Genomic DNA, 24,709 nt, shown 5'->3' on the forward strand with positions numbered 1-24,709 from the left:
ATCGGCCGTCATCTTGAACGGGTTGCGCGTGGCTACGTGCCCCGCGGTGGACCACCGCTGGAACGGGATGTCGCGGATCACCGTGCGGGACTTGAGGTCGATCATCGCCATGCCGCCGAGTTCGTAGGTGGCACCCGTGCCGGCGGCCGGGGTCTGCGGGAGGTTGGTGATCCCGCTGCAGAGCATTCTGGAGCTGGGTACGTACTGGCAGTCCTGGTAGTCGATGAAGTAGTTCGGGTTCTCCCAGGTCGAGAGCTGCTTGCCCTGCAGGTCCCATTCCGCGAAGCGGCGTGAACCCCAGGTGTTGCCGACCAGGTGGCCTGTCTGCTTGTCCATCACAATGCCGCCGAAGTGGTCCTTCACCTGGAACTGCTTGTGCACGTCGAGGGTGTTCGCATCGACTCGGTAGATGATGGCGCTGCTGTCGGGCCGGTACTGGGCCACGGGGATCCAGACGTTGGTGCCGTCGAAGTCGATGCCGCCCGGGTGGTACATGTCGCCCTCGCCCAGAACGATGTCCTTTTGCAGGTTGCCGGCCTTGTCCATGACAAAGAGGTGGCCGACGCCCTTGCCAGGGGTGCGGTCGAACCCGTTCTGCGGCGTCGGGAACTTAACGGTCGGTTCGATGATCTGAACGGCTGAGAGGAAGATGTGGTCCTTGCTGTAGGCGATTCCCTCTGTGTGGAACGTAGGGAAGTTGAGTTTCAGCTTGGATGTCTGCTGCCAGTTCGTGTTCCGGTCAACGCCGTTGAAGGCGTCGGCCAGCGCGGTGTTCCTGTCACCGTGGTTGCCGGCAGCGGCGTTGTCACCGGCGGCCTGGGCTGCTGCGGTGGCGCTGACTGCGGACGCGGCCAGGACGATTGCTGCGGCAGCGGTGAGGATGCCTCGGGTGCGAGTCGTGCTCATTCGGGAGCCTCTCAAAGGGGTTGGGTCGTATCAAGAGATCGCCACGTTACTTCCCGGTAATGAACCACCCGGGGCGCGGTCGTGAACAACAGGTTGCGGTCCGGCACGCGACGTTTGACTGGTCCGCAAGGGGCCGCGGCCAGGGGTAGGGCAAAGACGGCTGGCGAAACTCACGCCAAGCGAGTCTAAAAACAATCAACGGGACCGCGCTCACAGCAGACTAAGACCCGAGTCAACAAAAGCCGGGGCAGGCCCTTTGTTCAGTTACTCGTTCGTCCTAGACCCTGGCGTTGTAGACGTCGAGTCCGAAGCGGTTCTTCTCTTCCTCCGCCTTCGGCCGGGACTGGCGATGCCCAGCACGGAGACCGGGACGCAGAGGAGGCGCTGCAGTGGGTTGATCGTTTTGGCGGCCGCCAGGCCTCCCTGCCCATCCCAGCCCGTGCTGGCTCGGGGAACCACGCCCGGCTCCTAACGCAGTCCTGCCTGGGTGATGACCACCAGCAGTACCGGGTGACGCCACCGGTGACGCCGGAAGGATGGCCGCGGGCAATGCTGGCCACGACTGCGAGCGTTGCTCACCGTCTGATCATGACAGCGGGAGTGGACGGCGCCGCTGGAAAAACCCGGTCGAGGCGTACCCTGCGGCGAGGACGCCGAGGCTGCCCAGCCAACCGGCCGCCAATACGGTCAGAACGATCCGATCCCGATCCTCGTAGGGGGCCAGCGACTGGCCGGCGACGATGACCTTGCCCGCCGCCGGCCGGGCGACGACCGCCATCCGCAGGCCCGGTTCCGGCTGCCACGTCACTGCGTCAGAGCCGGAGTCCCGGGCCGTCTGGAGGACGCCGGCGGGAAGGTCAGGAAGTGAGCCATGAAGGGTGACAGTCCCCGACTCCGCTTTGTTATCCGACCCGTACACGATGACGAACACCCCGCTGTCTGGCGTCAGTTCCAGCCGCGGCGCCATCAGCGTCTCCGGACCGATCAGCTGGGCCTTTGCAGCTGCGGCGGCTGCTGGCGCGGCATTGGCTGCGCGGCGGCCGAGCTGCTGGAACGCGGCATAGGAGCTTCCGAAGATGAGCGTGATGATGACGGCTGCCGTCAGCCAGCCGGTTGCCCTTCGCATGCCTCCATCATGGGGCACGTCGGTCCTGCGGCGCTTGGAAGGCGGGAGAAAAGTGCTTTGGGCTGTACTTCCGGCAGGGAGACTCTGCCGGCCCGACTCGGCCACCCCGTTCCGGGCGATCCGCCCAACTCCCTGCGAGTGAAGTCAAGGGCATCTGCACCTGAGCCCAGCCACCGGGCCACCAGCTACGACGCCGCCCGGCATTGCCCGGCAGTTTCAGCGGCGGCGGAGCTCCACAAAGTGTCCCGGTGAGTGACCGGGTTAGGGGACTAGGCCATCTCCGGCAGCCGCGAGTTCCCTGAGCTCACGGACATGAGCTTTTGCAGGCAGTTCTCCGGCCCTTTGCTGCGAGAGGCAGCTCTCAGCCTTTTCTCAGCGCGAGGCGGGACATTTGTAGAAGGTCCCGAGAGGCCGACCCCGCCTCGGCCGTCGATCCACAGGCTCCGGCCGCACGCTCCCCTCAACCGGCGTGCGGCCGGACATCTCGTGTCCCTCGTGCAATCCCGCCGGCGTCCGGTCCTGGCCGCCTGAAACCTCGGTGTCGCCCTCCTCGGCACGGTGGCTGGCGGGGACTTCCACGTCTCTCGAAGCTCCTTCAGCACCTACCAATCGCCGCGACGCACGGCAGCCGTTGGCTCAGGGATTTCTCAGCATTGCATCGATTCCGCATCTGGGCAGGAGGGACTCCCGCAGCGCCGGGTCGGCCACCAGTTTGGCCGTTTTGGGACGTGCCCGGCGGGCAGCGGCTTGCCGCTGTGCGCCGTGGGGCAGGTAACCGAAACGGGGATCGCTGTTGCGCCCCAGTTCCCGGCTGCTGGTCGAGGGCGCCCGTCCCATCGCCTGCGCGATCGCCCTCATGGAAGAACCGGCCGCGGACAGGTCCCGGATCAGTTCCCATTCCCGCGGCTCCTCAGCCCGGCCAGGCGGACCCAGCTGGCACATGTCGCGGCATTGAAACCGAGATCCCTAGCGGCCGCCGTCGTGCTCCCCAAACGGTCAAAGACCTCGAAAAACGCCTTCTTCTGATCCTGCCCATACCGCACGGGCCGGGATGAATCCCCGCTTAAACGAACCAGGGTCGTTGCAACTCCCAAAAGTCTGGGTGTTGCAACGACCGCTAGAACCCGCCTGTGGATCCGGGGCCTCCTTTAGTGGGCCGCTACTGCCGGTTTAGTACCAGTTGTGCGCGTAGTGGAAGTTCAGGGCGCCGCAGGGGGAGCCGTAGCGTTCCTTGACGTAATTCAGGCCCCAATTGATCTGGGTTCGGTAGTTGGTCCTGTAGTCGGCGCCGGCGCTCGCCATCTTCGAGGCGGGCAGGGACTGGACCACGCCGTAGGCGCCGCTGCTGGCGTTGGTGGCAGTCGTCTTCCAGTCCGATTCCTTGGTCCAGAGCTTCTGCAGGCACTGCATCTCGTTAGGTGCCCAGCCATAGCTGCCCAGCTGGGCCGCGGCGTAGGCCTGGGCGCCGGCGGGGTCGTCGATGGCGACCGGGGCCTTGGCGGGTGCGGGGGCCTTGGCGGGAGCGGCCGCAGGAGCCGGGGCCTTGGCGGGTGCGGGCGCCTTGGCGGGAGCGGCTGCAGGAGCCGGGGCCTTGGCGGGAGCCGCTGCGGGTGCTTTGGCGGGCTTAGCCGCCGGGGCCTTGGCTGCCACGCTGTTGTCTACTGTCGCCGTGGGCGCAGCGACCTCGACTCGTTCGAAGTTGAGCTTGGCCAGCGGGTCGGCGCTCGTGGCCGTTTGGCTCCCAACCCTTGCCGTGTGGGCGCCCGGCTCTGCCGCCTGGGCGGCGGCGCCACCCCCCACCAGCATGGCGCAGGCGGCGGTGATGACGGCGGCGCGGCGGCCTGTGATGCCGAGCCCGGTGGCCAGCCTGGACAGGGCGGATGCCTGCGTGGCCGGTTCGGCGCGGTGGCGCGACTTGGTGGAGCCGGAATGGGAATCGCCGTCAGGGCGCGGCTGTACCTGGAATTCAGTCATGATGATGGCCTCTCAACGCCGGCGAAGTTAGCTGTCGGGTTCGGATGAGGTCATCCGGCCGCACGGAACATCACGTGTCGGCTTCACCCCGAGGGCGCATGAAATGCAGAATGCCCGGGAACTCTGGGTCCCCCGCCTCTGCCTGGTCTAGCGGAATCCGGGAAGCGGCAGAGTTTGGCGTCCATCCGGATATGCGGCACCAATGGCAGCGCACTCCTAAGACGCTACAGGACCCCGGCGCTTAAGTCACATTTTGGTAACAGGAGTCACAGTGGCGGGGTGTCGGCTTGCGCCGGAACCCCGGCGGCGACCGAACTGCGGTTCGCGTGGTTGGCTACACCGACGGCGGCGCCGCGGGCAGCCGCACGGCGAACTCCGTGCGGCCCGGCCGGGACGTGACTTCGACGGTCCCTCCGTGGGCCTCCACGATCGACTGGACAATGGACAAACCCAACCCGCTCGTTCCCTCGGAGGTCGGCGCGGCAGTCGCCGTGCCCGGACGGCGGCTTCCGGTCGCCGGAACGCCAGCGGCACCAGAAACAGCACCATAAACGGCACCAGAATCCGTGCCGGAAACCGAGCCTGCGGCGGCCCCGGACCGGGCCCCCGCCGTCGCGGCCACAGGGTTAGCTGCGGCGCTGGCTGCGGGATTGGTCCGCGCGGCGTCGGCCCGTGCGAAGCGGGCGAAGACCCGCCCAACGAATTCCGGGGCGATGCCGTTGCCGTTGTCCGTCACGGTGACCACGGCGCTTCCGTCAGCCGAACGCATGACACCCGTGACCACCTTGGTGCCGGGAGCCGTGTGTTTGCGTGCATTGGACAGGAGGTTGGCGAGGACCTGATGCAGCTGGGGCGCGTCACCGCGCACCACCACGGGCTCCGCCGGAAGTTCCAGCTGCCAGATGCGGTCCGGGGCCATGACTTTCTCGTCGCTCACCGTCTCGATGGCCAGCTGCGTGAGATCGACGTCGGAGATCTTGAGCGGCTGTCCCTCGTCCAGGCGCGCCAGCAACAGCAGGTCCTCCACCAGGGTGGTCATCCGCTCGGACTGGCTTTGCACTCGGGCGAGGGATCTCTCGCCGTCGGGGGTGAAATGCTCGGTCATCCGCATCAGCTCCGTGTAACCGCGGATGGCTGTCAGCGGGGTGCGGAGTTCGTGCGAGGCGTCGGCGACGAACTGCCGCACCTTCATCTCGCTCTCCTGCCGCGCCTCGAGAGCGTTGGAGACGTTGTCCAGCATCTTGTTCAGCGCGTAGCCCACGCTGCCCACCTCTGTTCCGCGATGGGCCGCAGACGCCGGGACGCGCACTCCGAGCGCCACCTCGCCAGCGTCCAGCGGGAGGCGGGAGACCTTGGTGGCCACTTCGGAGAGCTGTTCCAGCGGCTTCATGGTCCGCCGGATCAGGGCCGTACCGGCAAGACCGATCAGCACGAGTCCGCCGGCGGAGACCACCACCATGGTCCAGACCAACGAGGTCAGGGTGCTGTCCTTTTCTGCCAGCGGAAGTCCGGTGACAATCACGTCGCCATAGGGTGCCCGCACGGCGGTGAGCCGGTACGCCCCGGCCGAGAGGGTCCGGTCCACGGGCACACCGTTCGGGGTGAGCGCCAGGAGGGCCGCGTTGTCGTCGGGGGAGAGGCTCTTGCGAGTGGCGTCCCCGGCCAGGAAGCCGGCTCTACTGACCTCACCGTCCTCGATGCGGGCGTTCAGCGTCCCGACGCCCTGCCCCCTGGCTTCGAGGGGGTCGGGGCGGCCGGACGGGTTGCCGGCCACGGGACGGCCGAAGTCGTTCGAGCGGCGGGAGGCACTGCTGAGCTGGTCATCGAGCTGTCGGGTGAGGAACAGGTCCATGGAGGCATAGCTGAACAGCCCCACGGCGCCGCAGATGGCCACAAGCAGCGCCATGGCGACGAGGACCAGGCGGGTGCGCAAATGCCACGTGGACGGGTTGCGCCAGTCGCGTCCGGGGACGCGGGTCATGCCGGAAAGCGTGGGCACGGATCAGTCCGCCGGCTTCAGAACGTAGCCGGCGCCGCGCACCGTGTGGATCATGGGCGCATGGTTGACGTCCACCTTCTTGCGGAGGTAAGAAATGTAGAGTTCCACGATGTTCGCCTGGCCGCCGAAGTCGTAGTCCCAGACGCGGTCCAGGATCTGGGCCTTGCTGATGACCCGTTTGGGGTTTTCCATGAGGTAGCGCAGCAGCTCGAACTGCGTGGCGGTCAGATGCAGCTCCTCGCCGGCCCTGGTGACTTCGCGGGTGTCGACATTGAGCACAAGGTCCCCCACCACGAGTTCGGCGGTGTCCATCGCGGCCACGCCTGAGCGCTGGACCAGCCGGTGCAGGCGCAGCAGCACCTCTTCCATGCTGAACGGCTTGGTGACGTAGTCATCGCCGCCGGCCGCGAGGCCGGTAATGCGGTCTTGGACGGCATCCTTGGCCGTGAGGAACAGCGCCGGAACCTCCGGCGCGAACGCGCGGATCCTGCTGAGCAGTTCGACGCCATCGAACCCGGGGAGCATCACGTCCAGCACCAGCACGTCGGGGCGGAACTCCTTGGCAAGCCGGACGGCTCCGGGCCCGTCTTCCGCGACAGCCACGGACCAGCCGGCCATTCGCAGGCCCATGCTCATGAGCTCGGAGAGGCTGGGCTCGTCGTCTACCACCAGCGCACGGATGGGGGAGCCGTTTGGATGCGTCAGCTGGGGCAGGTTGTTAGTCATGGAGTGCGAAGTGGCCATGGGACAACTCTCCGATCTGCCGGTTAGGCGGGGCTTTGGGGACCCTGTGCGGCACCTGTGAATCCCAGCCTAGCGAGCTGGATGCGCTTCGGGGGCTGTAGAAGGTGCAGCGGCTACGCGCAATCCGGTTTTCCCGTCCTGCCCGAACGTCACAGGCGCGGCTGTCGGCCCGCACAGCCGTGGCACAGGATCGCTCAGCAGTCTGGGGTGAACACCGATCCGCACCCTAAGGAGAAACACCATGAGCGGTCAGCATCCCGGAGCCGGTTCCGTTCCAGCCCCCAAGCCCGCCCCCGAATCGGCCCCCAACGTAGCGGCAGCAGCGGCGCCGGCGCCCGTGACCACGCCCCAGGCGGCTGTGCCCTACAGCGCAGGACAGTACAGCGCAGGGCACCCTGAAGCCGGGCAGTACAGCGCAGGGCACCCTGAAGCCGAGCAATACAGCGCAGGGCACCATGAATCGGGACACCCTGACGCCGGGCACAATGACGCTGGGCAGCACGACGCCGGGCAGCCGGCAGCCGGGGCTGCCTCCGGTTGGGGCGCGCCCCCGGTTTCGACAGTGCCGGCCCCGGCGACCACTTGGGGCATGCCCCGGCAGGAGTCGCAAGCCACGGCGGCCGCGACAGGTTGGGGCGCGCCGGGAGGCGCCGTCAGGACCGGCTCGGCGGCAAAGCCGTGGACCCTCACGCGGGGGCTCGCCGTCGCCGGGGCTGCAGCCGTCCTGGCAGTCGGCGCCGGGGTGGGGGTCTACGCCCTGACCTCAAGTTCAGCGGCAGCCAATGGCGCTGCCGGCACGGCCGCCGGTGGGGCGGCCGGCGGCGGGGTGGGCGGCCAGGGAGTTGCCCCGGGCATACCCGGTTCTGCACAGGGCGGTTTCACCGGAGGCGGCATGTCGGGCCGGAGCGGTCCCGGCGACTTTGCTGCCGGCGGGATGGGCGGCGGCCTTTCCGCCGCAGTGCATGCCGAATACGTGGTGCTGCAAGGATCCGAGTACACCACCATGGCCGAGCAGGTCGGCACCGTGAGCGAGATTAGCTCGTCCTCCGTCACGGTCAAGAGCAGTGACGGGTTCACGCGCAGCTACGCTTTGGGCGCCGACGTGGTGGTGAGTAATCTGCAACAGAGGCGCCAGCAGGCCGGCGGCTCGGGCACCCAGCTGAGCGTGGCGGACATCGTCGCAGGCGGGACCGTGCGGATCGTGGCGGCCAAGGACGGGTCCGGGTACACGGCGTCGTCGGTCATGGTTGTGGCGGCGACCGCCACCGGGCAGTCCAACTGACCCCCACCGCAGCCGCCGTTGCCGCCGGCCAGGCCGCAGTGGCGCCTGCCCACTCCGTGGACGGCCTCGCAGGAAACGGCGGACGGGCCGGGTTTTGCCTGTTTGCCATGCCGTGAATGATTTCAGTCGAATAGCAGGAAGGTCCGAATAATATTCGGTGAATACCACTTCCTGACCATTCGGTCGGCAAAACACTTGTTATTTTTTCGCCGACTGAGAATTGTGACTTGCGCGACAATTCACCGATCTATCTCACTATGTGGAACCTGGAGTCCTTTGTTACTTGCACGTTCGCATTGTTACGTTGCACACTTCAATTGTGAACAAGAACTCAACAGCACCTGCAGCTTCCTGGATCAGCACACCCGCTGGTACCGAGATGCGCTGTTGTCGAATGCACGCCTAACTTTTACACCCCTGAGAGTTTCTAGGCATTCGCCCCTAGCCCAGAGTCGGGCGCCCCTCCCCAATTTCATTGCGGGGAAAGAAGCATTCGAGCCGCGATGACGGCCATTTCACATTGAGGTAAGCATTCCATGTCAGTTGCATCCGGATACGTCCACATCTCCGTCCGTAACGCCAGCAAGGCTGGCCAGGCCTCCGGTATCCGCCAGGGCTTTGGCGGCCGCTCCGCGTTCGCACCGGCCGGCTCCGCCGGCAGCTTCCCCGCCCCCGGTTATGCAGCGCAGGGCTACAACCCTGACTCTTACGGCCAGCTCCGCGCCGTTCCGGCTGCCCCCGCCACGGCGCCCACGCCCGTGATTGCACCCGGTGTCGGCAGCCCGGTCCGTCCGGCCCCCAGCGACAACGTGGCTCGCGGTTTCGTGCTGTACATGGGGATCGACGAGGAAACCGCAGCTGCGGCCGGCACGTCCATCGCCAAGCTTGCCCAGGAAATCCGGGCCTACGCACAGTCGCTCGTTGCCGGCGCCGAAAGCTACGCCGCCGTCGCCGTCGCGCCGGCCAGCGCCCCGGGTTCCGCGCTCGACGTCGTCCGCTCGACTTTCGGTGACCCCACAGCAGGGGCCCGCCAGCGCACCGAGACCGCACGCCTGCAGCAGCCGCAGGATCCGCGGCCTTCCGGAGTGCTGATCGACCTCGCACGCCGTGAGGTGCACCTCGACGGCGAATCACTGAACCTGACATTCAAGGAGTTCGAGCTCCTGAACTACCTCGTGGAGAACGGCACCCGGACCGTGGGCCGCGACGAGCTCCTCGAAGGCCTGTGGCGGAACGCCGAAGAGGTCCCGAACGAGCGGACCATCGACGTCCACATCCGCCGTCTGCGTTCCAAGCTCGGCCGCCTCGCCAACACCGTGCGCACCGTGCGCGGCCAGGGCTACCGGTTCTACGAGCACCCCGAAGTAGTGGTCTGGGCCGCTCCGGAATACTCGATCTAGCTTTTAGCCCACGCAAAGCGTCCGTTCCTCTTGTAGGGCGGGCGCTTTTGCGTTTCCTGCGCTCGGTTTACGCGCGCCTAGCGGCACTTTGCCGTGCCTTAGACACCTCCTTCGTTCCTCAGTCGGCGATGCGGCACTACGCAAAGCGCCGCCATCCGCGCTTCCGCCGGGCAGTCACGTTCGGCCGCCTGCGCATTGGTCGCTTTGTGTGGGTGGCTGACGGGCATGTGCCTCCGCGGCTGGGGTGTCTTGTAGGAACCTCCATAGCTGAGGCGGCGAGGCCGGATTGTGGGGTCGCTGTTGGGCTCTGTTGCGGTTCTTGGGGCCGGCGTAGTCTCGGAGCGTTGAGCCGACAATTGGGAGGAAGACATGTCTGTTGCACGGATTACTACCCTGAGCGCGAACTCCAAGACCTCGTTCGATGCCGCCATCAAGGAGGGCGTCGACCGGGCCAACAAGACCCTGCGCAATGTCACGGGGGCGTGGGTAAAGGAACAGAAGGTTGAAATCAGCGACGGCGCCGTCGTTGCCTGGCACGTCGTGCTGGAAGTGACCTTTGTCCTTGAAGACTGAGCGGCCGCTGGTGGCATGGGCGTCTGGGAAGAGCCTCCGCACTAGGATTGGGGCATGAGCGCGCATCACATCAAACGGCTGGTGATCATGCGGCATGCCAAATCCGACTGGCCCGGCGGTGTTGCCGACCACGAAAGGCCGCTCGAAGAGCGCGGCCACAAAGATGCGCCCGTCGCCGGGAAGTGGCTGCTGAAGCACGGCGTGGTCCCTGATTTCATCCTCTGCTCCAGCGCGCTGCGGACCCGCCAGACCTGCACCTGGGTGTGCCACGCTCTGGGGGACAAAGCGCCGACGCCCAAGCTCGAGGATGGCCTGTATGCCGCGTCCGCCTTGCGCATGTTGGCGGTGATCAACCACGTCCCGGACACCGTGACCACGCTCATGGTGATTTCGCACATGCCCGGGGTGCAGGACCTCGCCATGCATCTCGCGTCACGCGATTCCGATCACGACGCCTATATGGATGCTGCAACGCGCTTTCCCACCAGCGCCCTGACCGTCCTGGAAACGGAAAAGTCCTGGTCCGAGCTGGACGGGCAAGACGCCAAGCTGACCCACTTCAAGGTTCCCCGCGCCAAATAGCCGCAGGTCCGCCCGGACATCGGTTGCCGAGACCATAGCTACCGGCCCAGTTCTGCGGTTTACTGTTGCTGTTTGCTGATGTGGTTTTTCCAGTGGTTTATGGGGCAGGTAAGCAACCTAAGAGAAAAGGCGGATCACCGTGGATTCAGGGCAGCTCATAGGAATTATCGTCGGCATCGTCGTGGTGCTCGCGATCGTGGCAGTCGCAGTCATGGTCAGCCGCAAGCGCAAAGTGGCGGCGGACCGGAACCGCGCCGCCGAAATGCGTGAACAGGCCAAGGCCGACGAATTCGCTGCGCGGGAACGTGATGCCAAAGCGGTGCGTGCCGAGGCCGACGCGCAGGAGGCCAACCTCGAAGCCGAGCGCCTGCGGGAGGAAGCCCGCACGCGCAAAGAAGAGGCAGAAAGCGTTCGTTCCGGCGCGCAGGAGCAACTGCGCAAAGCCGACGAAGTGGACCCCGACGTGGTGACGTCCGAACGCGAAGCCGAAGCCAAGGAAATGCCGACCCGCGCAGATTTGCGCTCCGAGAGGGCGGCCGCGCAGCCAGCGAACGGCACCCCCGCCTCCGCCGAGCAGGTATCCGGCGACCAGCGCAGCCGGGAGGACGTGACCCGGGCCGACACCCCACAGGGGCCGGAAACCGCCCAGCGGCCGGATACCCAGAGCCCGGATACCGCACAGGGGCCGGACACCACCCCCCGCGAAGACAGGCCGCGAAACCTCTGACCCGAGTCCTCAGAGCTCGAACCTGACCCGCGAACCTCTCGCCCGGACACTCTGAGACAGCAGGGGGTGGTGTGCCGGCTTCAGCGGCGGGCGGTGGTCCGGGCGGGAGACTTGGCAGCGGGCGGCTTGACCGGTGGCTTGGCCGGTGACTTTGCCGCGGGACGGGCCACCGCCCGTGGAACTGCCGGGCGAGCGGCAGTTCCCCTCGGCGTCGGACGCGGCGCGGACGGCCGCGGGCTCGCGGACCGGGTCCCCGCGCCTCGTGCGGAAGGCGCCGGGCGCCGCTGCGGGGCCCGGTCCGGGGCACGCCGGCCGCGGCTCCTGCCAGGCAGGACAGTGCCGGCGAACAGCAACAGCAACGTGACGGCCCCGGCGAGCGCGGCCAGATAGAAATACAAATCCGGATGCTCGGAATCGACGCGGGTGGATAGGGCGTCGGGATCGGGGTTGAAGGCCAGTCCCCACTGGCGCAGGAATGCGATCGCGAAAGCGATGAAGAGGATGCTGCCGACACCGCTCGCGACCAGGGTCTTGTGCCGGCGCCGGACCACCACCTCTGCAACGCAGGCCACATACGCTGTGGCCGCGGCCCCGACGAACCACACCAGCACCCACTCGTGCAGGGTGATTCCGGTCAGGACCAGAAGTGCCAGGGCAGCAAGGAACGCTCCGATGGCGACTTTCCCGCTGGTGCCCATGTGACGCATGTGAACAATCATGCCTGAGCGGGCGGCTGCTTCACGACGTAGCCGCGCATGGAGGCCATAATTGCGGCCACACTCTGCTCCCTGGTCCGCTCCGGGTTGTACGTCTGGCGGTCCAGGCCCACCACGAAACAGGCCCCAAAAATTGCCGTTTCGAGGCTGCCGCGGGATACGGCGGGGTCCACGGGATAGGCGGCGGCGACACCGTCGATGGCAGAGCCGATCACGGCGAGAAGACGCCCGCGGAGCTCGGCAAACGTGTCCTGCCATTCACTGGGGGTCCGCCAGTTTTCGCTGACCCAAAGCCGGGCGAAGGACGGGTACTCGGCCATGAAGTCCATGGCTTGGCCGATCATCTCCTCCATGGCGGCCAGGGGATCGGCGGAGTCGTCGCGGACGCTCAGGAGCCGTGCCATGAGGATGTCCACGCCGTAGCGCAGCAACTGGGCAATCAGGTCCGACTTGCTGCCGAAGTTGTAATACACCGTGCCCTTGGACACCCCGGCTGCCGTGGCGATCTCGTCCACCGTCACGCCCGCCGCGCCGCGCTCCCCGATCAGTTCCATGGACGCTTCGAACAGTTTCTGCTTCGTGGCGTTAGTACGGGCGGGCCGGAGCTTTTTCTCCGCGTCCCCGGGACCTGCCGGGCTGCCGCCGCTTTGGCTGGTGGTCATACGGCGATCTCCGGTTTCAGTGTCTTGAGGGTCCAGTATTTGTTCTTCCGGACGGCAACGGTTGACATTGCCAGTCCCAGCAAAGTGTAGCCAACCAGTCCAAGCATGGTGGGCAGGATGATGGCGAGATCGGCGCCGTAGATCAGGTGCCGCATGCCGCTGACCACGTAGCCCATCGGCAGGACCTGGTGCACCACGTGCAGGGGCTCGGGTGTGGTCTGCCACGGGAACGTGCCGCCAGAGGACACCAGCTGCAGCACCAGCAGGATGAGCACCACGAGCTTGCCAGGCGAGCCCAGCAGCGCCACCACACCCTGGATGATTGCGCTGAACGCCATCGCGGCGGCCAGCATGAGGAACCACATGAGCACCGGGTGGGCCGGGTCCAGTCCGAGACCCACGTCCACCACCAGGGTCAGCAGGCTCGCCTGGACGGCGGACACTGCCAGGAACGGAAGCCAGCCGCCGACGGCAATCTTCCAGGCCGGTGCATTGGAGGCCAACGCCCGCTGGGTGACCGGGCGCATGGCCTGCACCAACATGAAGATGCCGATCCACAAGGCCAGCGTCAGGAAGAACGGCGCCAGCCCGGCCCCGTAGGAACCGGCCTTGGCCTGCGAGACGTTGCTGACGGCGACCGGATCCGCCATGACCTTGGAGACGCTGTCCTTCTGGGCGTCGTCGGGGTTGGGGACCTTTCCGGCGCCCTGGGCGAGTTCTGTGGCGAGCGTTCCGGCGCCGTCGGAGGCCGTCGCTGCGCCGCTCTCCAGCTGCGCCGCGCCGTCGTCGAGTTTCTGGGCGCCCTGCACCAATTTGCCGGCGCCGTCGACGGCGTTCTGCTGGCCGGCAGCGAGGGCTGCCGAACCGGCGGCCAGCTGGTCAGCCCCGGCGGAGGCCTTGGCGACGGCGCGGCTGAGGGCGGGCGCGGCGTCGGCCAGTTGGGAGGCGCCGGCGCTGACGGCGGCGGAACCGTCGGCCAGCTTCTGGACCTGCCCGGCGGCGGCCTGCAGTTTGGCGGCGGAGGCAGAACCCGCGGCCGACGCCGCGGGCGCGGCGGGAGTGGCGTCGACGTCGGCCACCACCTTGTCTGCCTGATCCTGGGTGAGGACGCCGGAGGCGACCAGGTGGGCGGTGGACGTGACCACCCTGCTCCGTTGGGCCTGCACTGCGGCCTGCTGCGCGGCTTGTTGTGCGGCGGCGACTTGTCCAGGAATGGCCTGCACCTGGGCGTTGAGCGCGGCGTTGCCTGCGGCCACCTGGGCGGCGCCGTCTGCCAGCTGTTGTGCGTCGGCGGGCAGGGCTGCTGTCTTGTCCTTGAGCTGGGTGAGGCCGCTGCTGAGCTGACCGGCCCCGGTGCTGAGCGACGCGGCGCCGTCCTGTAGCTTGACCTCGCCGTCGTAGAGCTCGCTGGCGCCGGATTTGAGCCCGCCGGTGCCCTGGTGCAGGGCCACGGTGCCGTCGTGGACCCGGGCGACGCCGTCGGCCAGCTGGCCTGCGCCATCGGAGGCCTTGAGCATCTGCGTATGGATGGTGCCGAATCCGGTGAGGAGCTGGTTGGCCGTCTCCTCGCCCACCTCCTTGGCGACCGTCGTGTGCACCGCTGTGGTCAGTTTGTCCACGATGGTGCTCAGGAGATAGTTGTTGGCGTCGTTGGTGGTGACATTGAGCATGGCCTGGTTGGCGGCGTCGAAACTGCCGGGGGAGACCAGATTTGCGGAAAAGTCCTGCGGAATTTTTAGGGCGAAGGCGTAGGTGCCGTTGCTGACGCCCTGGTCTGCTTCCTCCGTGCTGGTGACCGTCTTCCAGTTGAAGACGTGGCCGTCCACCAGGCTCTCTGCCACCTTCCGGCCGGCCTCCAGCCGTGTGCCGTCGGCGGACGCGGCACCGGAGTCCTGGACTACCAGGGCGGCATCGATCTGGTTCAGCTTGCCGTACGGATCCCAGTTGGCGTAGAGGTACACGGCGCCGTAGAGCAGCGGAACGAGGGCCAGGGCCAGGATGGTCAGCTTGGGCAGCAGCCCGCCGGTCATGCGTTTGAGCTCGGAGCGGGCCAGCCGCAGCACAGTCACTTTGCGTCCTCGGTTTCGGGGGAGAAGGATTCGGGCAAGAAGGTTTGGGGAGGGCCAGCCACGTGAGCCGGGGCTCTGCGAACATCGGGTTCAGTCGGCGCGGGTTCGGCCAGTACGGGTTGGGCCGCTGCGGGTTGGGCCGCTGTGACTGCGTTGCCGATGGTGGCGGTAGCCCCGGTCCAGCTGTCCGGAATGCGGGTGACGGTGGCGACGACGGCGAGTGGCCGCCCGGCGTCGCGCGCCAGTTCCTGGAGCCGCGGCAGCCAGTCGGCAGCATCGCCGCTGTGCCGGTCGGGGGAGTCCACCACGAGGAGTTGGGTGTCCGGATTGGCGAGGGCGAGCGCCGTGAGGAGCCCGGTCCGCCGGCCCGCCGGCAGCTGCTCGGTCCAAAGCCCGGCGATATCTTCGAAATTATTGATCCTCAGCCAGGGAGTGCTGCGTGCGGCGCCGCGGTGGCGGCGGGGCACCAGGGCCAGGTCCTCGGTGACGAGGTCGCGGACGCTCAGGTGCTGTTCGGGCTCGTTGACGCCGGGGGAGTCGACCACGCTGCTTGCCTGCCGGAGCACTTTGATCCGGGCGTTTCCGTCCCAGCTCACCGTCCCGGCGGAGGGCTTCATCCGTCCACTCAGTGCCAGGGAAAGGGCGGTGCGCTGGTCCTGGCGGACACCTTCGACGAGCAGGAGGTTCCCGCGGGCGGCCTCCAGCGAGGTGGGCGGCAGCAGGTCATCCCGCCGGCCGGTCACGGAAAGCTGTTGTACGCAGAGCAAAGCGGGGCCTTTCGCAGAAACGATGTCCCCTCAAGGCTAACTAAACTGACCAGTCAGTTCAAATAGAATGCGTCCGGTGTGATGAACCAGACGTGCCGGCAGTCGGCCTCTGGCCGGCTCAGAGGCCGTACTCCTCCAGCAGGCGGAGCCAGACCTCGCTGATCGTCGGATAGGAGGGCACCGCGTGCCGCAGTCGGTCCAGCGGCACTTCCCCCACCACCGCAATCGTGGCGGCGTGCAGGAGCTCAGCCACATCCGGGCCGGCGAATGTGGCCCCCAGCAGGACCTGGCGGTCCTCGTCGATCACCAGCTGCGCCCAACCTTCGTAGTTTTCGGCGTGCAGGGAGGAACCGGCCACCTGGATGGGAAGCTCCACGGCGGAGGCCCGGAAACCATCTTTCTCCGCCTGCGCCACGGTCCGGCCGACATTTGCCAGCTCCGGGTCGGTGAACACCACGTTCGGCACCGCGTGCTCGTAGGCCGTCTGGGCAAAGCGGCTCCACGGGGCCGGCTCGCCGGTGAGTTCGCCCTTGGCCCGGGCGGCAATGGCATCTCCGGTGGCCCGGGCACCGTACTTGCCTTGGTGGGTCAGCATGGCCCGTCCGGCGGCGTCGCCGGCAGCGTAGAGCCACGGATTGCCGGACGCCTCGTTGTCAGTTGCGCGGTGGACTAGTCCGGTGGAATCGGTGGTCAGCCGCAGGGTCTGGCCCTCGGGCGCCGAGAGCCCGACGCTGTCCAGGCCGAGCCCGTCGAGGGCGGGGTGCCGGCCAGTGGTGACGAGCAGCTTGTCCGCCGTGACCGTAGCTCCGCGGGCCGTTCCCTGGTCTGGGCCTGCGGCAGGGCCCTCGCCCGGACCACTCTGGCGGTCCCCCTGGCGGCCGCCATCGAGCACGACGGTGAGGGAGCCGTCATCGTTCTCGCGCACGCTCCGGGTCCCGCTATGCAGGCGGAGGTCGACGCCGTCGGCGCGCAACCCGGCCGCGACCAGGTCGGCGGCCTGCGCCGGGAAAGCGCCCAAGAGGCTGCCGCGGGCCACCAGGGTGACGGAGGCGCCAAGGCGGGCGTAGGCCTGGGCGAGTTCGACGCCGGCGACCCCGCCGCCCAGGACCGCAAGCCGCGCCGGGACCGTGCGGGCGGAGGTGGCCTCCCTGGTGGTCCAGTACTCAATGTCGTGAAGCCCCTCCACCGGCGGCTGATTGGGGGTGGATCCCGTGGCGACCACCACAGCATGCCGGGCCGTCAGCGCATAGCTGTTGCCGTCCAGCCCTGCCACTTCGACCTGCCTCGGAGCGGTGATCCAGCCGTGGCCGCGGATCAGTTCGATCCCGGTGTCCTCCACCCACTTGACCTGGCTGTCGTCCTGCCAGTTCGAGGTGAAGTAGTCCCGGCGCTTCAGGACGGCAGCCGGATCCAGTGTGCGGGTGACGGCTTCCCGGGCTCCCGGGACTGTCTGCGCGCCGTGCAGTGCGGTGCCTGGACGCAGGAGCGCTTTCGAAGGCATGCAGGCCCAGTAAGAGCACTCGCCGCCTACCAGTTCCGCCTCGATGAGCACCGCTGTCAGGCCGCCCCGGACCACGCGATCCGCCACGTTCTCGCCCACGGCGCCCGCACCAATCACAATGACATCGAATTCCCGCAGAAGCTGTGCCGTCATGGCACCAGCCTACGCCGGGGCCATTGCCGGATCCGGGCGGGCGCCCCGGGCGCCAGCGGTGCTGGGATCTCGGCGTAACATGCCGGGCCGAACCCTTTGCAGGAGGGGGGACGGTCGCTACTGTTGGGACCATACTTGGGGGAGGAGGCGGCTATGGCCGCACGCAACATGACAACAGGCGCGGCCATACCGCTGGCGAGGTTCAGTGCCCAGGCCCGGCTCCGGGCGCTTCAGTCGGACATCCTGGAGCTGATCCTGGAACGGGACCTTGTTCCCGGGGACCCGTTGCCGACCGAAAACGAGCTCACTGCCTCACTCGGCGTCGGCCGCAACACCCTGCGGGAGTCCCTGAAGGCGCTCCAGGCGCTCGGCGTCATTGAGATCCGCCACGGGTTCGGCATGTTCGTGGCGCCCAACAATTTCGAGGCTCTGACCGACGGGCTCACCTTCCGGGCCAGGCTGTCCCTGCGCCACCAGGGTGAGGAAGCCCTGCAGCTTGTGGAGGTCCGGCAAGCCCTCGAATCCGGCCTGGTAGGCGCCGCCATGGAACGGATCAGCGCGGAGCAGTTGGCCGCCGTGGAGGAATCCGTGCACCAGATGGAAGAGCTGGCCGCTGCCGGGGAGCCGTTCATTGAGGCCGACGCGGAGTTCCACCGCAGGCTATTCGAGCCGCTGAACAACGATCTCTTGATCAGCCTCATGGATGTGTTCTGGAAGGTTTATCGCCGGATCCACCTGGAACTCGGCGATCCGTACGCCGTGGACCTCGTGGCGACGGCTGCGCAGCACAGAGGGATCTATGAGGCTGTCGCCTCCGCGGACAAAGCCCTGGCGGCCGAACGGCTCAGTACCCATTTCGACGCAATCCGCGACATCATCGCCCAGACCACGGACTGATCCGGGCGGCCGCGTAACCCTAACCCCCCCGTTGCGGTATCACTTGTGGTTGCTATTAGACCAGTGTGACGACCATAGGAGATAGCGCAAGCGGGGCGGCTAGGGCTTAAAACAGAAGATCCGCCCCGGCGAACCGGGGCGGATCTTCTTTCTTCTGTGCGCCCAAAGGGATTCGAACCCCTGACCTTCTGTTCCGTAGACAGACGCTCTATCCAGCTGAGCTATGGGCGCATTCTCGGCTCTTGGAGAACTTCTCTCTCCCCGAACCTCGAATTACTTTACGCGAGGCCGGGCCTAGTTACAAATCGACGCGGGTGTAATTTGGCCGACTAGACCGGTCTACGTGACCTTAGTCACAAAAGACGTGCCTGTCGGCTGACTACTTCCTTGAATTTCCGCGGTTTTTGATTTGTGCCGGTCTAGTCATCCCATGTCCGGGCCCGGAATGGGCACCCCTCCGAGCCCTAGCATTTAGGACACACCACTGAACCCGAGGAAGGGAACCGTAATGGGAGATCTGGCGCGATTGCCGTTGCTTGAAAAAGCACCCACCACACATGCCGGTCTGCTGGCATGGGTAGAAGAGGTGGCTGAACTGACACAGCCGGACCGGATCTACTGGGTTGACGGGTCGGATGCGGAAAACACGCGGCTCACAGACGAGCTCGTTGCCGCTGGCACCCTGACCCGGCTGAACGAGGATCTCTTCCCCAAGTCCTTCGCGGCGTTCTCGGATCCCGCCGACGTGGCCCGGGTCGAAGAGCAGACCTTCATCTGCTCCGAGAAGGAACACGACGCCGGCTTCACCAATAACTGGATGGCCCCGGCGCAGATGAAGGAAAAGCTGCGCGGCCTGTTCGCCGGCTCCATGCGCGGCCGCACCATGTACGTGATCCCCTTCGTGATGGGCCACCTGGACGCCGAGGACCCGAAATTCGGCGTAGAAATCACCGACAGCGCCTACGTGGTCGCCTCCATGCGCATCATGGCCACTATCGGCACCAAGGTCCTGGACAAGATCACCGCGACCAACGCGTTCTTCGTCCCGGCGCTGCACTCGCTGGGCGCCCCGCTGGCCCCCGGCCAGGCTGATGTCCCGTGGCCCTGCAACCCGGACAAGTGGATTGTCCATTTCCCGGAGGAGCGCTCCATCTGGTCCTTCGGTTCCGGCTACGGCGGCAACGCCCTGCTGGGTAAGAAGTGCTACGCCCTGCGCATCGCCTCGGTGATGGCACGCGACGAAGGCTGGCTTGCCGAGCACATGCTCATCCTCAAGCTGACCTCGCCGGAGAAGAAGAACTACTACGTCTCCGCCGCGTTCCCCTCGGCCTGCGGTAAGACCAACCTCGCCCTGCTGGATCCGACCATTGAGGGCTGGAAAGTCGAAACCCTCGGGGACGACATCACCTGGATGCGGTTCGGCAAGGAAGGCGAGCTGCGCGCCGTCAACCCTGAGGCCGGCCTGTTCGGCGTGGCTCCGGGCACCGGCTGGGGCACCAACCCCAACGCGATGCGCGCCATCGCCAAGGGCCACAGCATCTTCACCAACGTCGCCCTCACGGATGACGGCGGCGTGTGGTGGGAGGGCATGACCGAGGACGTGCCCGCGCACCTGACCGACTGGCAGGGTAACTCCTGGACCCCGGATTCGGACAAGCCCGCTGCCCACCCGAACTCCCGCTTCTGCACGCCGATCGACCAGATCGACATGCTGGCCGAGGAGTACTACAACCCGGACGGCGTGGAGCTTTCCGCGATCCTGTTCGGTGGCCGCCGCAAGACCACCATCCCGCTGGTCACCGAGGCGCGCAGCTGGTCCAACGGCATTTTCATGGGTTCGACCCTGTCCTCCGAGACCACTGCCGCAGCTGCCGGTGCCGTCGGCGTTGTCCGCCGGGATCCGATGGCGATGCTGCCCTTCATTGGCTACGACGCAGGCGATTACCTGAACCACTGGGTTAACCTGTCCGCCAAGGCCAACCCGGAGCGCCTGCCCAAGATCTTCCTGGTCAACTGGTTCCGCCGCAATTCCGAGGGCGGCTTCGCGTGGCCCGGATTCGGTGACAACTCGCGTGTCCTGAAGTGGGCCATCGAACGCCTCGAGGGCAAGGCCGACGCCGTGGAGACCCCCATCGGGTTCGTCCCCACCGCGGACGCGATCGACCTCACCGGCCTGGATATGACCCCCGCCCAGATTGAAGAGGCCGTCCGGGTTGATCCGGCCGAGTGGGCCACCGAGCTGGCCTCCATCGAGGATTGGTTCGCCAACTTCGGCAGCTCGCTGCCTGAGGCGCTGCAGGCCGAGCTGGACGGGCTGAAGACCCGCATGGCCGTTCAGCAATAGAGACAGTCCAGTAGCGGCCTGCCAGTAGTAGCAGTCGGCACCCAGCGACAACGACGGCGGCCCCGCACCTTTCAAAGGTGCGGGGCCGCCGTTTCGCGTTGCGCCGTTTCCGTTGCGGCCATTCCGGCTGCGGCGGGTCCTGCCGGGACTTAGGTCCCTAGGCCATATCCGGACCGGTGCCTAGGCTTGTCCGCATTCCACCAGCCGCGCAGCGAGACTTCAGGAGTGCACCATGCTTGTCAACGACGACATCCATGCCTTGTCCAGGGCGGTGAGCGGCCCGGTCGTGTTGCCGGACAGCCCCGAATTCGCCGAGGAGACGTTTGCGTTCAACCTCGCCACCGTCCACCGGCCCGACGTCGTCCTTGGTGCCGCGGACGCGCGGGACGTCGCCGCCGGAGTGAAATGGGCGGCCGAGCGCAGGCTGCCGGTGTCCGTCCAGTCCACCGGGCACGGGGCGGAATCCGCCGTCGAGGGCGGGCTGCTCATCACCACGCGGCGTCTGCAGGAGCTGCATATCGACCCGGTCCAGCGGACCGCCCGGGTCGGCGCCGGAGTGAAATGGCGGAGCGTCCTGGAAGCGAGCGTCCCGCACGGGCTGATCGGACTGCACGGCTCGAGCACCGACGTCGGTGTCGTCGGGTACACGGTCGGCGGCGGGCTGCCCGTGCTCGGCCGCGCCCACGGCTTCGCGGCGGACCACGTCCGGAGCATGGAGGTGGTTACCGCCGATGGCGCGCTGCGCCGGATCGATGCCGAGGCCGAAGCTGAGCTGTTCGCGCTGATGTGCGGGGGCAAGGGCAACTTCGGGATCGTCACCGCGCTCGAGTTCAACCTCTTTGAGCTCGGGGATTTTTACGGCGGGGGGATCATCTACCCCGGGGCGGATGCGGCTGCGGTTCTGACCGCGTTCCGCGAGTGGCTACCCACGCTGCCTGACGACAGCTCGCCGTCGATCTCCCTGCTGCGGCTCCCGGACATGGACTTCGTTCCGCCGCCCCTCCGGGGCCAGTTCGTGGTGCATCTGCGCTTTGCGTTCCTGGGGAACCGCGAGGACGGCGACGCGCTGCTTGCCCCGATGCGCGCGGTCTCGACCCCGTTGATGGACACGGCCGGACCCATGAGTTACCTGGACGTCGACCAGATCCACATGGACCCGGCGGATCCGCTCCCCTTCTCGGACGGCGGCGCGCTCCTGAAGGATTTTGGCGAGGAGGCTGCCGCGGAACTGCTCAGGCTGGCGGGGGACGGTGCGGACTGTCCGCTGCTCTTGATCGAGATCCGGCCCCTCGGCGGGGCGCTGTCCCGTGCCGGCGTCCTCCCGAACGCTGTGTCCGGACGCGACGCGGCGTTCCTGCTGTTCCTCGTCGGGCTAAGAGTGCCGGGAGCCGCAGAGGCCGTCGCCGCATCCATCCGCGGCATCCTTGCCGCGATGGCTCCCCACTCCACCGGGTACACGTTGGTGAACTTCCACGGCGAGCCCGGCGACGACGCTGACCGGGCCCGGGCCTGGTCGCCGGAGGTCTATGAGCGGATGCGGGCCGCGAAGTCCAGCTACGATCCCGGCAACCTCCTCCGCTTCGGCCACGCGATCAGCGGGGCGCCGGTCGCGGGTTGACGTCCGCTGCGAGGACCGCGCGGGCACAGCTGCACGACGGTGGCCCCGCACCTTCGCGAAGAGGTGTGGGGCCGCCGTCGATGGGTATTTCAGCTGGCGAGCCAGATGTCCGGGCCGAAGACCTCATAGTGGATTTTCGTGGCCGGGATGCCGGCGTTGATGGCCTGGCTGCGGATGCTCTTCATGAACGGCAGCGGACCGCACAGGTACAAGGACGCGTTGGCCGGGAGGTCCACCTCGCGTAGGGACATGAAGCCTGCGTTGGAGCCGGGCTGCGGTTCTTCAAGCCAGAGTTGCAGGTCGGCGCCGTCGAGGCGTTCGACGTCGTCCGTCATCTGGGAGCGCAGCGCCCAGCTGTCCAGCGTGCTTTCCGCGTGCAGGACCAGGACCTGGCGGTCCGAGCCGGACTCGGCCAGGGAGCGCAAGATGGAGGCCGTGGGCGTGCAGCCGATGCCGGCCGAGGCCAGGACCACGGGGCCATCGCCGTCCTTGAGCGTGATTTCGCCGTAGGGGTTGGAGATCTCCAGGACGTCGCCCACCTGGACGCTGTTGTGCAGCACGGGGGAGACCTCGCCGCCGTCGTCGACTTTGGTGGTGAAGCTGCGGCTGGTGCCGGCGTCCCCGGAGAGGGAGTACTGGCGGACCTGGCGCAGTCCGTCCGGAAGCGTGACCTTGACGCTGACGTACTGGCCGGGCAGCGCCGCGGTGATGGGGGTGTCGTCGGCCGGTTCGAGGGTTAAGGTCATGGAGCCGGTGCCGGCCGGGGTCTTGGCGGCCACTTTCCAGGGGGTCCACATCTTGCCGTTGGCCTGGGCGGCGTAGAGGCCCTTCTCGAGCTTGATCAGGGCGTCGGCCATGAGCCAGTAGACCTCGGTCCAGGCTTCGGCGATTTCCGGGGTGATGACCTCGGCCAGGTCCTCGGCGATGGCGGCGAAGAGGTGTTCGTAGACCACCTGGTACTGCGGTTCGGTGATGCAGAGGGAGGCATGGCGGTGGGCGATCCGGGACAGCACGGTCTCCGGCAGGGTGTCCGGGTTGTTGACCAGGTGGCTGGCGAAAGCGGCGATGCTTCCGGCCAGGGCCTGCTGCTGATTGCCAGAGCGCTGGTTGGACCGGCTGAACAGGCCATCGAGCAGCTCGGGGTGGGCAGCGAACAGGCGGGCGTAGAACTTGGGGGTGATGTCCCCGATCCGGGAACCGACCAGCGGCAGGGTGGCCTCGATGACTGGGAAGGATTTGTTCGAGAGCATGCTGACTCCTGAGGTAGTGGCCGGGGGTCTTTAACCGGACCGCGAGACAAATACTTTCATTTGAAATGCAAGTATTTATGCCTCAGTTCTACACGCCGTAGAAAAATGGAGCAAATCGGCCGGATCCCGGGCGTGGCGGCTACAGGATATGACCGCCGCTTGCGGCCGGCGGCCCGGTCCGTCGGGTCACTGCGCGGGCATCAGTGGCAGCTGTCGCTGCCCGAGAACGAACCGGTTGTGCCGAAGTTGGTAAATGTCATGCCCGTCAGCGGGAGGAACTCCCAGGAGTAGGAACCCGCATTGAGGGTCAGCTTCAGCGGCCCGAATACGCCGCGGTTCCGCGCCACCATTGCAGGAAGAAGCGGATCGGAGTTCGGTGTCAGTGACTGCAGATCGGCGCCGCCGCCGCCCGCGGTAAAGGATCGAATGCCGGCAGCGGAGAGAACGGGTGCACCCGTCCCCGAGGCGCCGATAGGCCTGAAGATTTCGCTCACGTGGTTGTGCGCGGAAACCACGACGTCGACGCCGTGGGCAGCCATGAGGTCCCACATTGGTCCCAGCGCCGGATACGAACCGTGGTTCATGCCCGTCGACCAACGGGGGTGGTGGGTGGCCACGAGGGTGCATGCGGTCGGGGAATTCGTGAGTTGGTTCTGGAGCCACTGGTACTGCGGGCTGCCGACGCCGCATCCGCCGGTCACTCCGCCGGCATCGCATTCGCTGTTCAGGGCGATGAAAGTCCACGCGCCGATGGTCGTGGCGTAATAACCGTCCGGACGGGTCCCGAAGGCACCACTTGGGACGCCTGCTCCGTAAAAGTAGTCAAAATAGCCGCGGGTGTTGTCGCCGTATTCATGGTTGCCGAGCACGGGAAGTGTAAGGGCCTTGAGAACGCCGTAGGTGTCGTTGTAGCTGCCGGACCCCAGGAACTCGGCAAGGGTGCCGGTCTGATACTGAAGATCCCCCAGGGCGAGGAACCGGTCCGGCGCCGCGGACGCGACCAGCGCGGCGACGTCGCCGTGGCGGCACGTCGAGGACGTGACGGGCGTGCCGGGGGCGCAGGCCATGTCGCCGACGGCCAGCACGGTCGCGGTCCCGCCGGGAGGGGGTGGGGGCGGGGTCCCGCCGGTGTAGGTGAGGTTGAGGACGGGGCGCAGTGAGGCGGAGGCCTGGAGTGACCAGAACCATGAGCTGTCGGTGCCGGTGCCGGTCAGGGCGAGCGTTCTCGACCCGGTCCAGCCGGAGATCTGGCTGGTGTCGAGGGTGATGCCGTACGTCGTGTTGGGCACGGTGCCGCCGGGCAGGGACCCGAGGGTCCCGGAGACCGTGGGCCGGTTGGCGTAGAAGGTGCCGGTTTCGGACCATGAGTCTGTTGCGGCCCGGACGTTGAGCGTGTTGGCGGATCCTGCGGAGGCCAGG

At 67.0% G+C, this 24,709-nt stretch carries 20 protein-coding genes, 1 tRNA gene, 1 pseudogene and 1 riboswitch; of the genes and pseudogenes, 8 read left to right on the forward strand and 14 right to left on the reverse strand.

All coding sequences use genetic code 11. The annotated features are described in order from the left end of the window. From AC1DKQ_RS21520 to AC1DKQ_RS21545, 6 genes and pseudogenes are all read right to left on the reverse strand, one after another. The coding region (locus tag AC1DKQ_RS21520; RefSeq protein WP_476920162.1) for a DUF6454 family protein at positions 1-906 on the reverse strand (906 nt) is incomplete at its 3' end. 586 nt (positions 907-1,492) lie between these two features. Further along, positions 1,493-2,032: a hypothetical protein gene (locus tag AC1DKQ_RS21525; protein ID WP_476920163.1), complete on the reverse strand. Its 540-nt coding sequence runs from the start codon at positions 2,030-2,032 to the stop codon at positions 1,493-1,495. Positions 2,033-2,701: 669 nt separating this feature from the next. Next, a pseudogene (locus AC1DKQ_RS21530) lies at positions 2,702-2,932 on the reverse strand (helix-turn-helix domain-containing protein); the annotation flags it as partial. 270 nt (positions 2,933-3,202) lie between these two features. Next, positions 3,203-4,006, reverse strand: a complete 804-nt coding sequence (locus AC1DKQ_RS21535; protein ID WP_476920164.1) for an aggregation-promoting factor C-terminal-like domain-containing protein — start codon at positions 4,004-4,006, stop codon at positions 3,203-3,205. A 4-nt stretch (positions 4,007-4,010) separates the two neighbouring features. Further along, a riboswitch (cyclic di-AMP (ydaO/yuaA leader) is annotated at positions 4,011-4,169 on the reverse strand. 171 nt (positions 4,170-4,340) lie between these two features. Next, positions 4,341-5,987, reverse strand: a complete 1,647-nt coding sequence (locus AC1DKQ_RS21540; protein ID WP_476920165.1) for a sensor histidine kinase — start codon at positions 5,985-5,987, stop codon at positions 4,341-4,343. Positions 5,988-6,008: 21 nt separating this feature from the next. Then, positions 6,009-6,749, reverse strand: a complete 741-nt coding sequence (locus AC1DKQ_RS21545) for a response regulator transcription factor (RefSeq protein WP_277526538.1) — start codon at positions 6,747-6,749, stop codon at positions 6,009-6,011. Positions 6,750-6,990: 241 nt separating this feature from the next. Here AC1DKQ_RS21545 and AC1DKQ_RS21550 point away from each other — a divergent pair, with 241 nt between their 5' ends. From AC1DKQ_RS21550 to AC1DKQ_RS21570, 5 genes are all read left to right on the forward strand, one after another. After that, on the forward strand, positions 6,991-8,031 hold the full coding sequence (locus AC1DKQ_RS21550) for a hypothetical protein (RefSeq protein ID WP_476884264.1): 1,041 nt from the start codon (positions 6,991-6,993) through the stop codon (positions 8,029-8,031). A gap of 536 nt (positions 8,032-8,567) precedes the next feature. After that, the gene (locus AC1DKQ_RS21555; protein WP_476884263.1) at positions 8,568-9,431 is read left to right on the forward strand and encodes a winged helix-turn-helix domain-containing protein; all 864 of its coding nucleotides are present in this window, start codon (positions 8,568-8,570) and stop codon (positions 9,429-9,431) included. A 369-nt stretch (positions 9,432-9,800) separates the two neighbouring features. After that, positions 9,801-10,004: a dodecin family protein gene (locus AC1DKQ_RS21560; protein WP_230012628.1), complete on the forward strand. Its 204-nt coding sequence runs from the start codon at positions 9,801-9,803 to the stop codon at positions 10,002-10,004. Between the two features lie 54 nt (positions 10,005-10,058). After that, on the forward strand, positions 10,059-10,586 hold the full coding sequence (locus AC1DKQ_RS21565; protein ID WP_476884262.1) for a SixA phosphatase family protein: 528 nt from the start codon (positions 10,059-10,061) through the stop codon (positions 10,584-10,586). A gap of 139 nt (positions 10,587-10,725) precedes the next feature. After that, positions 10,726-11,313: a hypothetical protein gene (locus AC1DKQ_RS21570; protein WP_476884261.1), complete on the forward strand. Its 588-nt coding sequence runs from the start codon at positions 10,726-10,728 to the stop codon at positions 11,311-11,313. An 80-nt stretch (positions 11,314-11,393) separates the two neighbouring features. Here AC1DKQ_RS21570 and AC1DKQ_RS21575 read toward each other — a convergent pair whose 3' ends face one another. The 5 genes from AC1DKQ_RS21575 to AC1DKQ_RS21595 form a co-directional block, all read right to left on the reverse strand. Continuing rightward, a complete protein-coding gene (locus AC1DKQ_RS21575; protein ID WP_476884260.1) occupies positions 11,394-12,020 on the reverse strand; it encodes a hypothetical protein in 627 nt (208 codons plus the stop codon). Between the two features lie 8 nt (positions 12,021-12,028). Continuing rightward, the gene (locus AC1DKQ_RS21580) at positions 12,029-12,691 is read right to left on the reverse strand and encodes a TetR/AcrR family transcriptional regulator (RefSeq protein ID WP_476884259.1); all 663 of its coding nucleotides are present in this window, start codon (positions 12,689-12,691) and stop codon (positions 12,029-12,031) included. Continuing rightward, the gene (locus AC1DKQ_RS21585) at positions 12,688-14,760 is read right to left on the reverse strand and encodes a YhgE/Pip family protein (protein WP_476884258.1); all 2,073 of its coding nucleotides are present in this window, start codon (positions 14,758-14,760) and stop codon (positions 12,688-12,690) included. Before AC1DKQ_RS21585 ends, AC1DKQ_RS21580 begins: the two co-directional genes overlap by 4 nt. Further along, positions 14,757-15,527, reverse strand: a complete 771-nt coding sequence (locus tag AC1DKQ_RS21590) for an ABC transporter ATP-binding protein (protein WP_476884257.1) — start codon at positions 15,525-15,527, stop codon at positions 14,757-14,759. Before AC1DKQ_RS21590 ends, AC1DKQ_RS21585 begins: the two co-directional genes overlap by 4 nt. Before the next feature lie 118 nt (positions 15,528-15,645). After that, a complete protein-coding gene (locus AC1DKQ_RS21595; protein WP_476884256.1) occupies positions 15,646-17,181 on the reverse strand; it encodes a dihydrolipoyl dehydrogenase family protein in 1,536 nt (511 codons plus the stop codon). Between the two features lie 153 nt (positions 17,182-17,334). Between AC1DKQ_RS21595 and AC1DKQ_RS21600 the strand changes: the two genes are divergently transcribed. Beyond that, positions 17,335-18,078: a FadR/GntR family transcriptional regulator gene (locus tag AC1DKQ_RS21600; protein ID WP_476884255.1), complete on the forward strand. Its 744-nt coding sequence runs from the start codon at positions 17,335-17,337 to the stop codon at positions 18,076-18,078. A 157-nt stretch (positions 18,079-18,235) separates the two neighbouring features. On the opposite strand, the gene AC1DKQ_RS21605 is transcribed toward AC1DKQ_RS21600, so the two are convergent. Then, a tRNA-Arg gene (locus AC1DKQ_RS21605) sits at positions 18,236-18,309 on the reverse strand. A gap of 277 nt (positions 18,310-18,586) precedes the next feature. Here AC1DKQ_RS21605 and AC1DKQ_RS21610 point away from each other — a divergent pair. Together AC1DKQ_RS21610 and AC1DKQ_RS21615 are read left to right on the forward strand one after the other, a co-directional pair. Beyond that, a complete protein-coding gene (locus tag AC1DKQ_RS21610; protein ID WP_476920166.1) occupies positions 18,587-20,422 on the forward strand; it encodes a phosphoenolpyruvate carboxykinase (GTP) in 1,836 nt (611 codons plus the stop codon). Positions 20,423-20,654: 232 nt separating this feature from the next. Continuing rightward, a complete protein-coding gene (locus AC1DKQ_RS21615) occupies positions 20,655-22,040 on the forward strand; it encodes an FAD-binding oxidoreductase (RefSeq protein WP_476884253.1) in 1,386 nt (461 codons plus the stop codon). 89 nt (positions 22,041-22,129) lie between these two features. On the opposite strand, the gene AC1DKQ_RS21620 is transcribed toward AC1DKQ_RS21615, so the two are convergent. Further along, a complete protein-coding gene (locus tag AC1DKQ_RS21620; protein WP_476920167.1) occupies positions 22,130-23,290 on the reverse strand; it encodes a globin domain-containing protein in 1,161 nt (386 codons plus the stop codon). 200 nt (positions 23,291-23,490) lie between these two features. Beyond that, the coding region (locus AC1DKQ_RS21625; RefSeq protein WP_476920168.1) for a metallophosphoesterase at positions 23,491-24,709 on the reverse strand (1,219 nt) is incomplete at its 5' end.

The sequence above is a fragment of the Arthrobacter sp. 05L421 genome (genome assembly GCF_056397785.1).

Excerpts from the sequence above, each read along its gene's own strand:
- AC1DKQ_RS21525 (WP_476920163.1), bottom strand. The coding sequence starts at position 2,032 with ATGCGAAGGGCAACCGGCTGGCTGACGGCAGCCGTCATCATCACGCTC.
- AC1DKQ_RS21535 (WP_476920164.1), bottom strand. The coding sequence starts at position 4,006 with ATGACTGAATTCCAGGTACAGCCGCGCCCTGACGGCGATTCCCATTCC.
- AC1DKQ_RS21540 (WP_476920165.1), bottom strand. The coding sequence starts at position 5,987 with ATGACCCGCGTCCCCGGACGCGACTGGCGCAACCCGTCCACGTGGCAT.
- AC1DKQ_RS21545 (WP_277526538.1), bottom strand. The coding sequence starts at position 6,749 with ATGGCCACTTCGCACTCCATGACTAACAACCTGCCCCAGCTGACGCAT.
- AC1DKQ_RS21550 (WP_476884264.1), top strand. The coding sequence starts at position 6,991 with ATGAGCGGTCAGCATCCCGGAGCCGGTTCCGTTCCAGCCCCCAAGCCC.
- AC1DKQ_RS21555 (WP_476884263.1), top strand. The coding sequence starts at position 8,568 with ATGTCAGTTGCATCCGGATACGTCCACATCTCCGTCCGTAACGCCAGC.
- AC1DKQ_RS21560 (WP_230012628.1), top strand. The coding sequence starts at position 9,801 with ATGTCTGTTGCACGGATTACTACCCTGAGCGCGAACTCCAAGACCTCG.
- AC1DKQ_RS21565 (WP_476884262.1), top strand. The coding sequence starts at position 10,059 with ATGAGCGCGCATCACATCAAACGGCTGGTGATCATGCGGCATGCCAAA.
- AC1DKQ_RS21575 (WP_476884260.1), bottom strand. The coding sequence starts at position 12,020 with ATGCGTCACATGGGCACCAGCGGGAAAGTCGCCATCGGAGCGTTCCTT.
- AC1DKQ_RS21580 (WP_476884259.1), bottom strand. The coding sequence starts at position 12,691 with ATGACCACCAGCCAAAGCGGCGGCAGCCCGGCAGGTCCCGGGGACGCG.
- AC1DKQ_RS21595 (WP_476884256.1), bottom strand. The coding sequence starts at position 17,181 with ATGACGGCACAGCTTCTGCGGGAATTCGATGTCATTGTGATTGGTGCG.
- AC1DKQ_RS21600 (WP_476884255.1), top strand. The coding sequence starts at position 17,335 with ATGGCCGCACGCAACATGACAACAGGCGCGGCCATACCGCTGGCGAGG.
- AC1DKQ_RS21610 (WP_476920166.1), top strand. The coding sequence starts at position 18,587 with ATGGGAGATCTGGCGCGATTGCCGTTGCTTGAAAAAGCACCCACCACA.
- AC1DKQ_RS21615 (WP_476884253.1), top strand. The coding sequence starts at position 20,655 with ATGCTTGTCAACGACGACATCCATGCCTTGTCCAGGGCGGTGAGCGGC.
- AC1DKQ_RS21620 (WP_476920167.1), bottom strand. The coding sequence starts at position 23,290 with ATGCTCTCGAACAAATCCTTCCCAGTCATCGAGGCCACCCTGCCGCTG.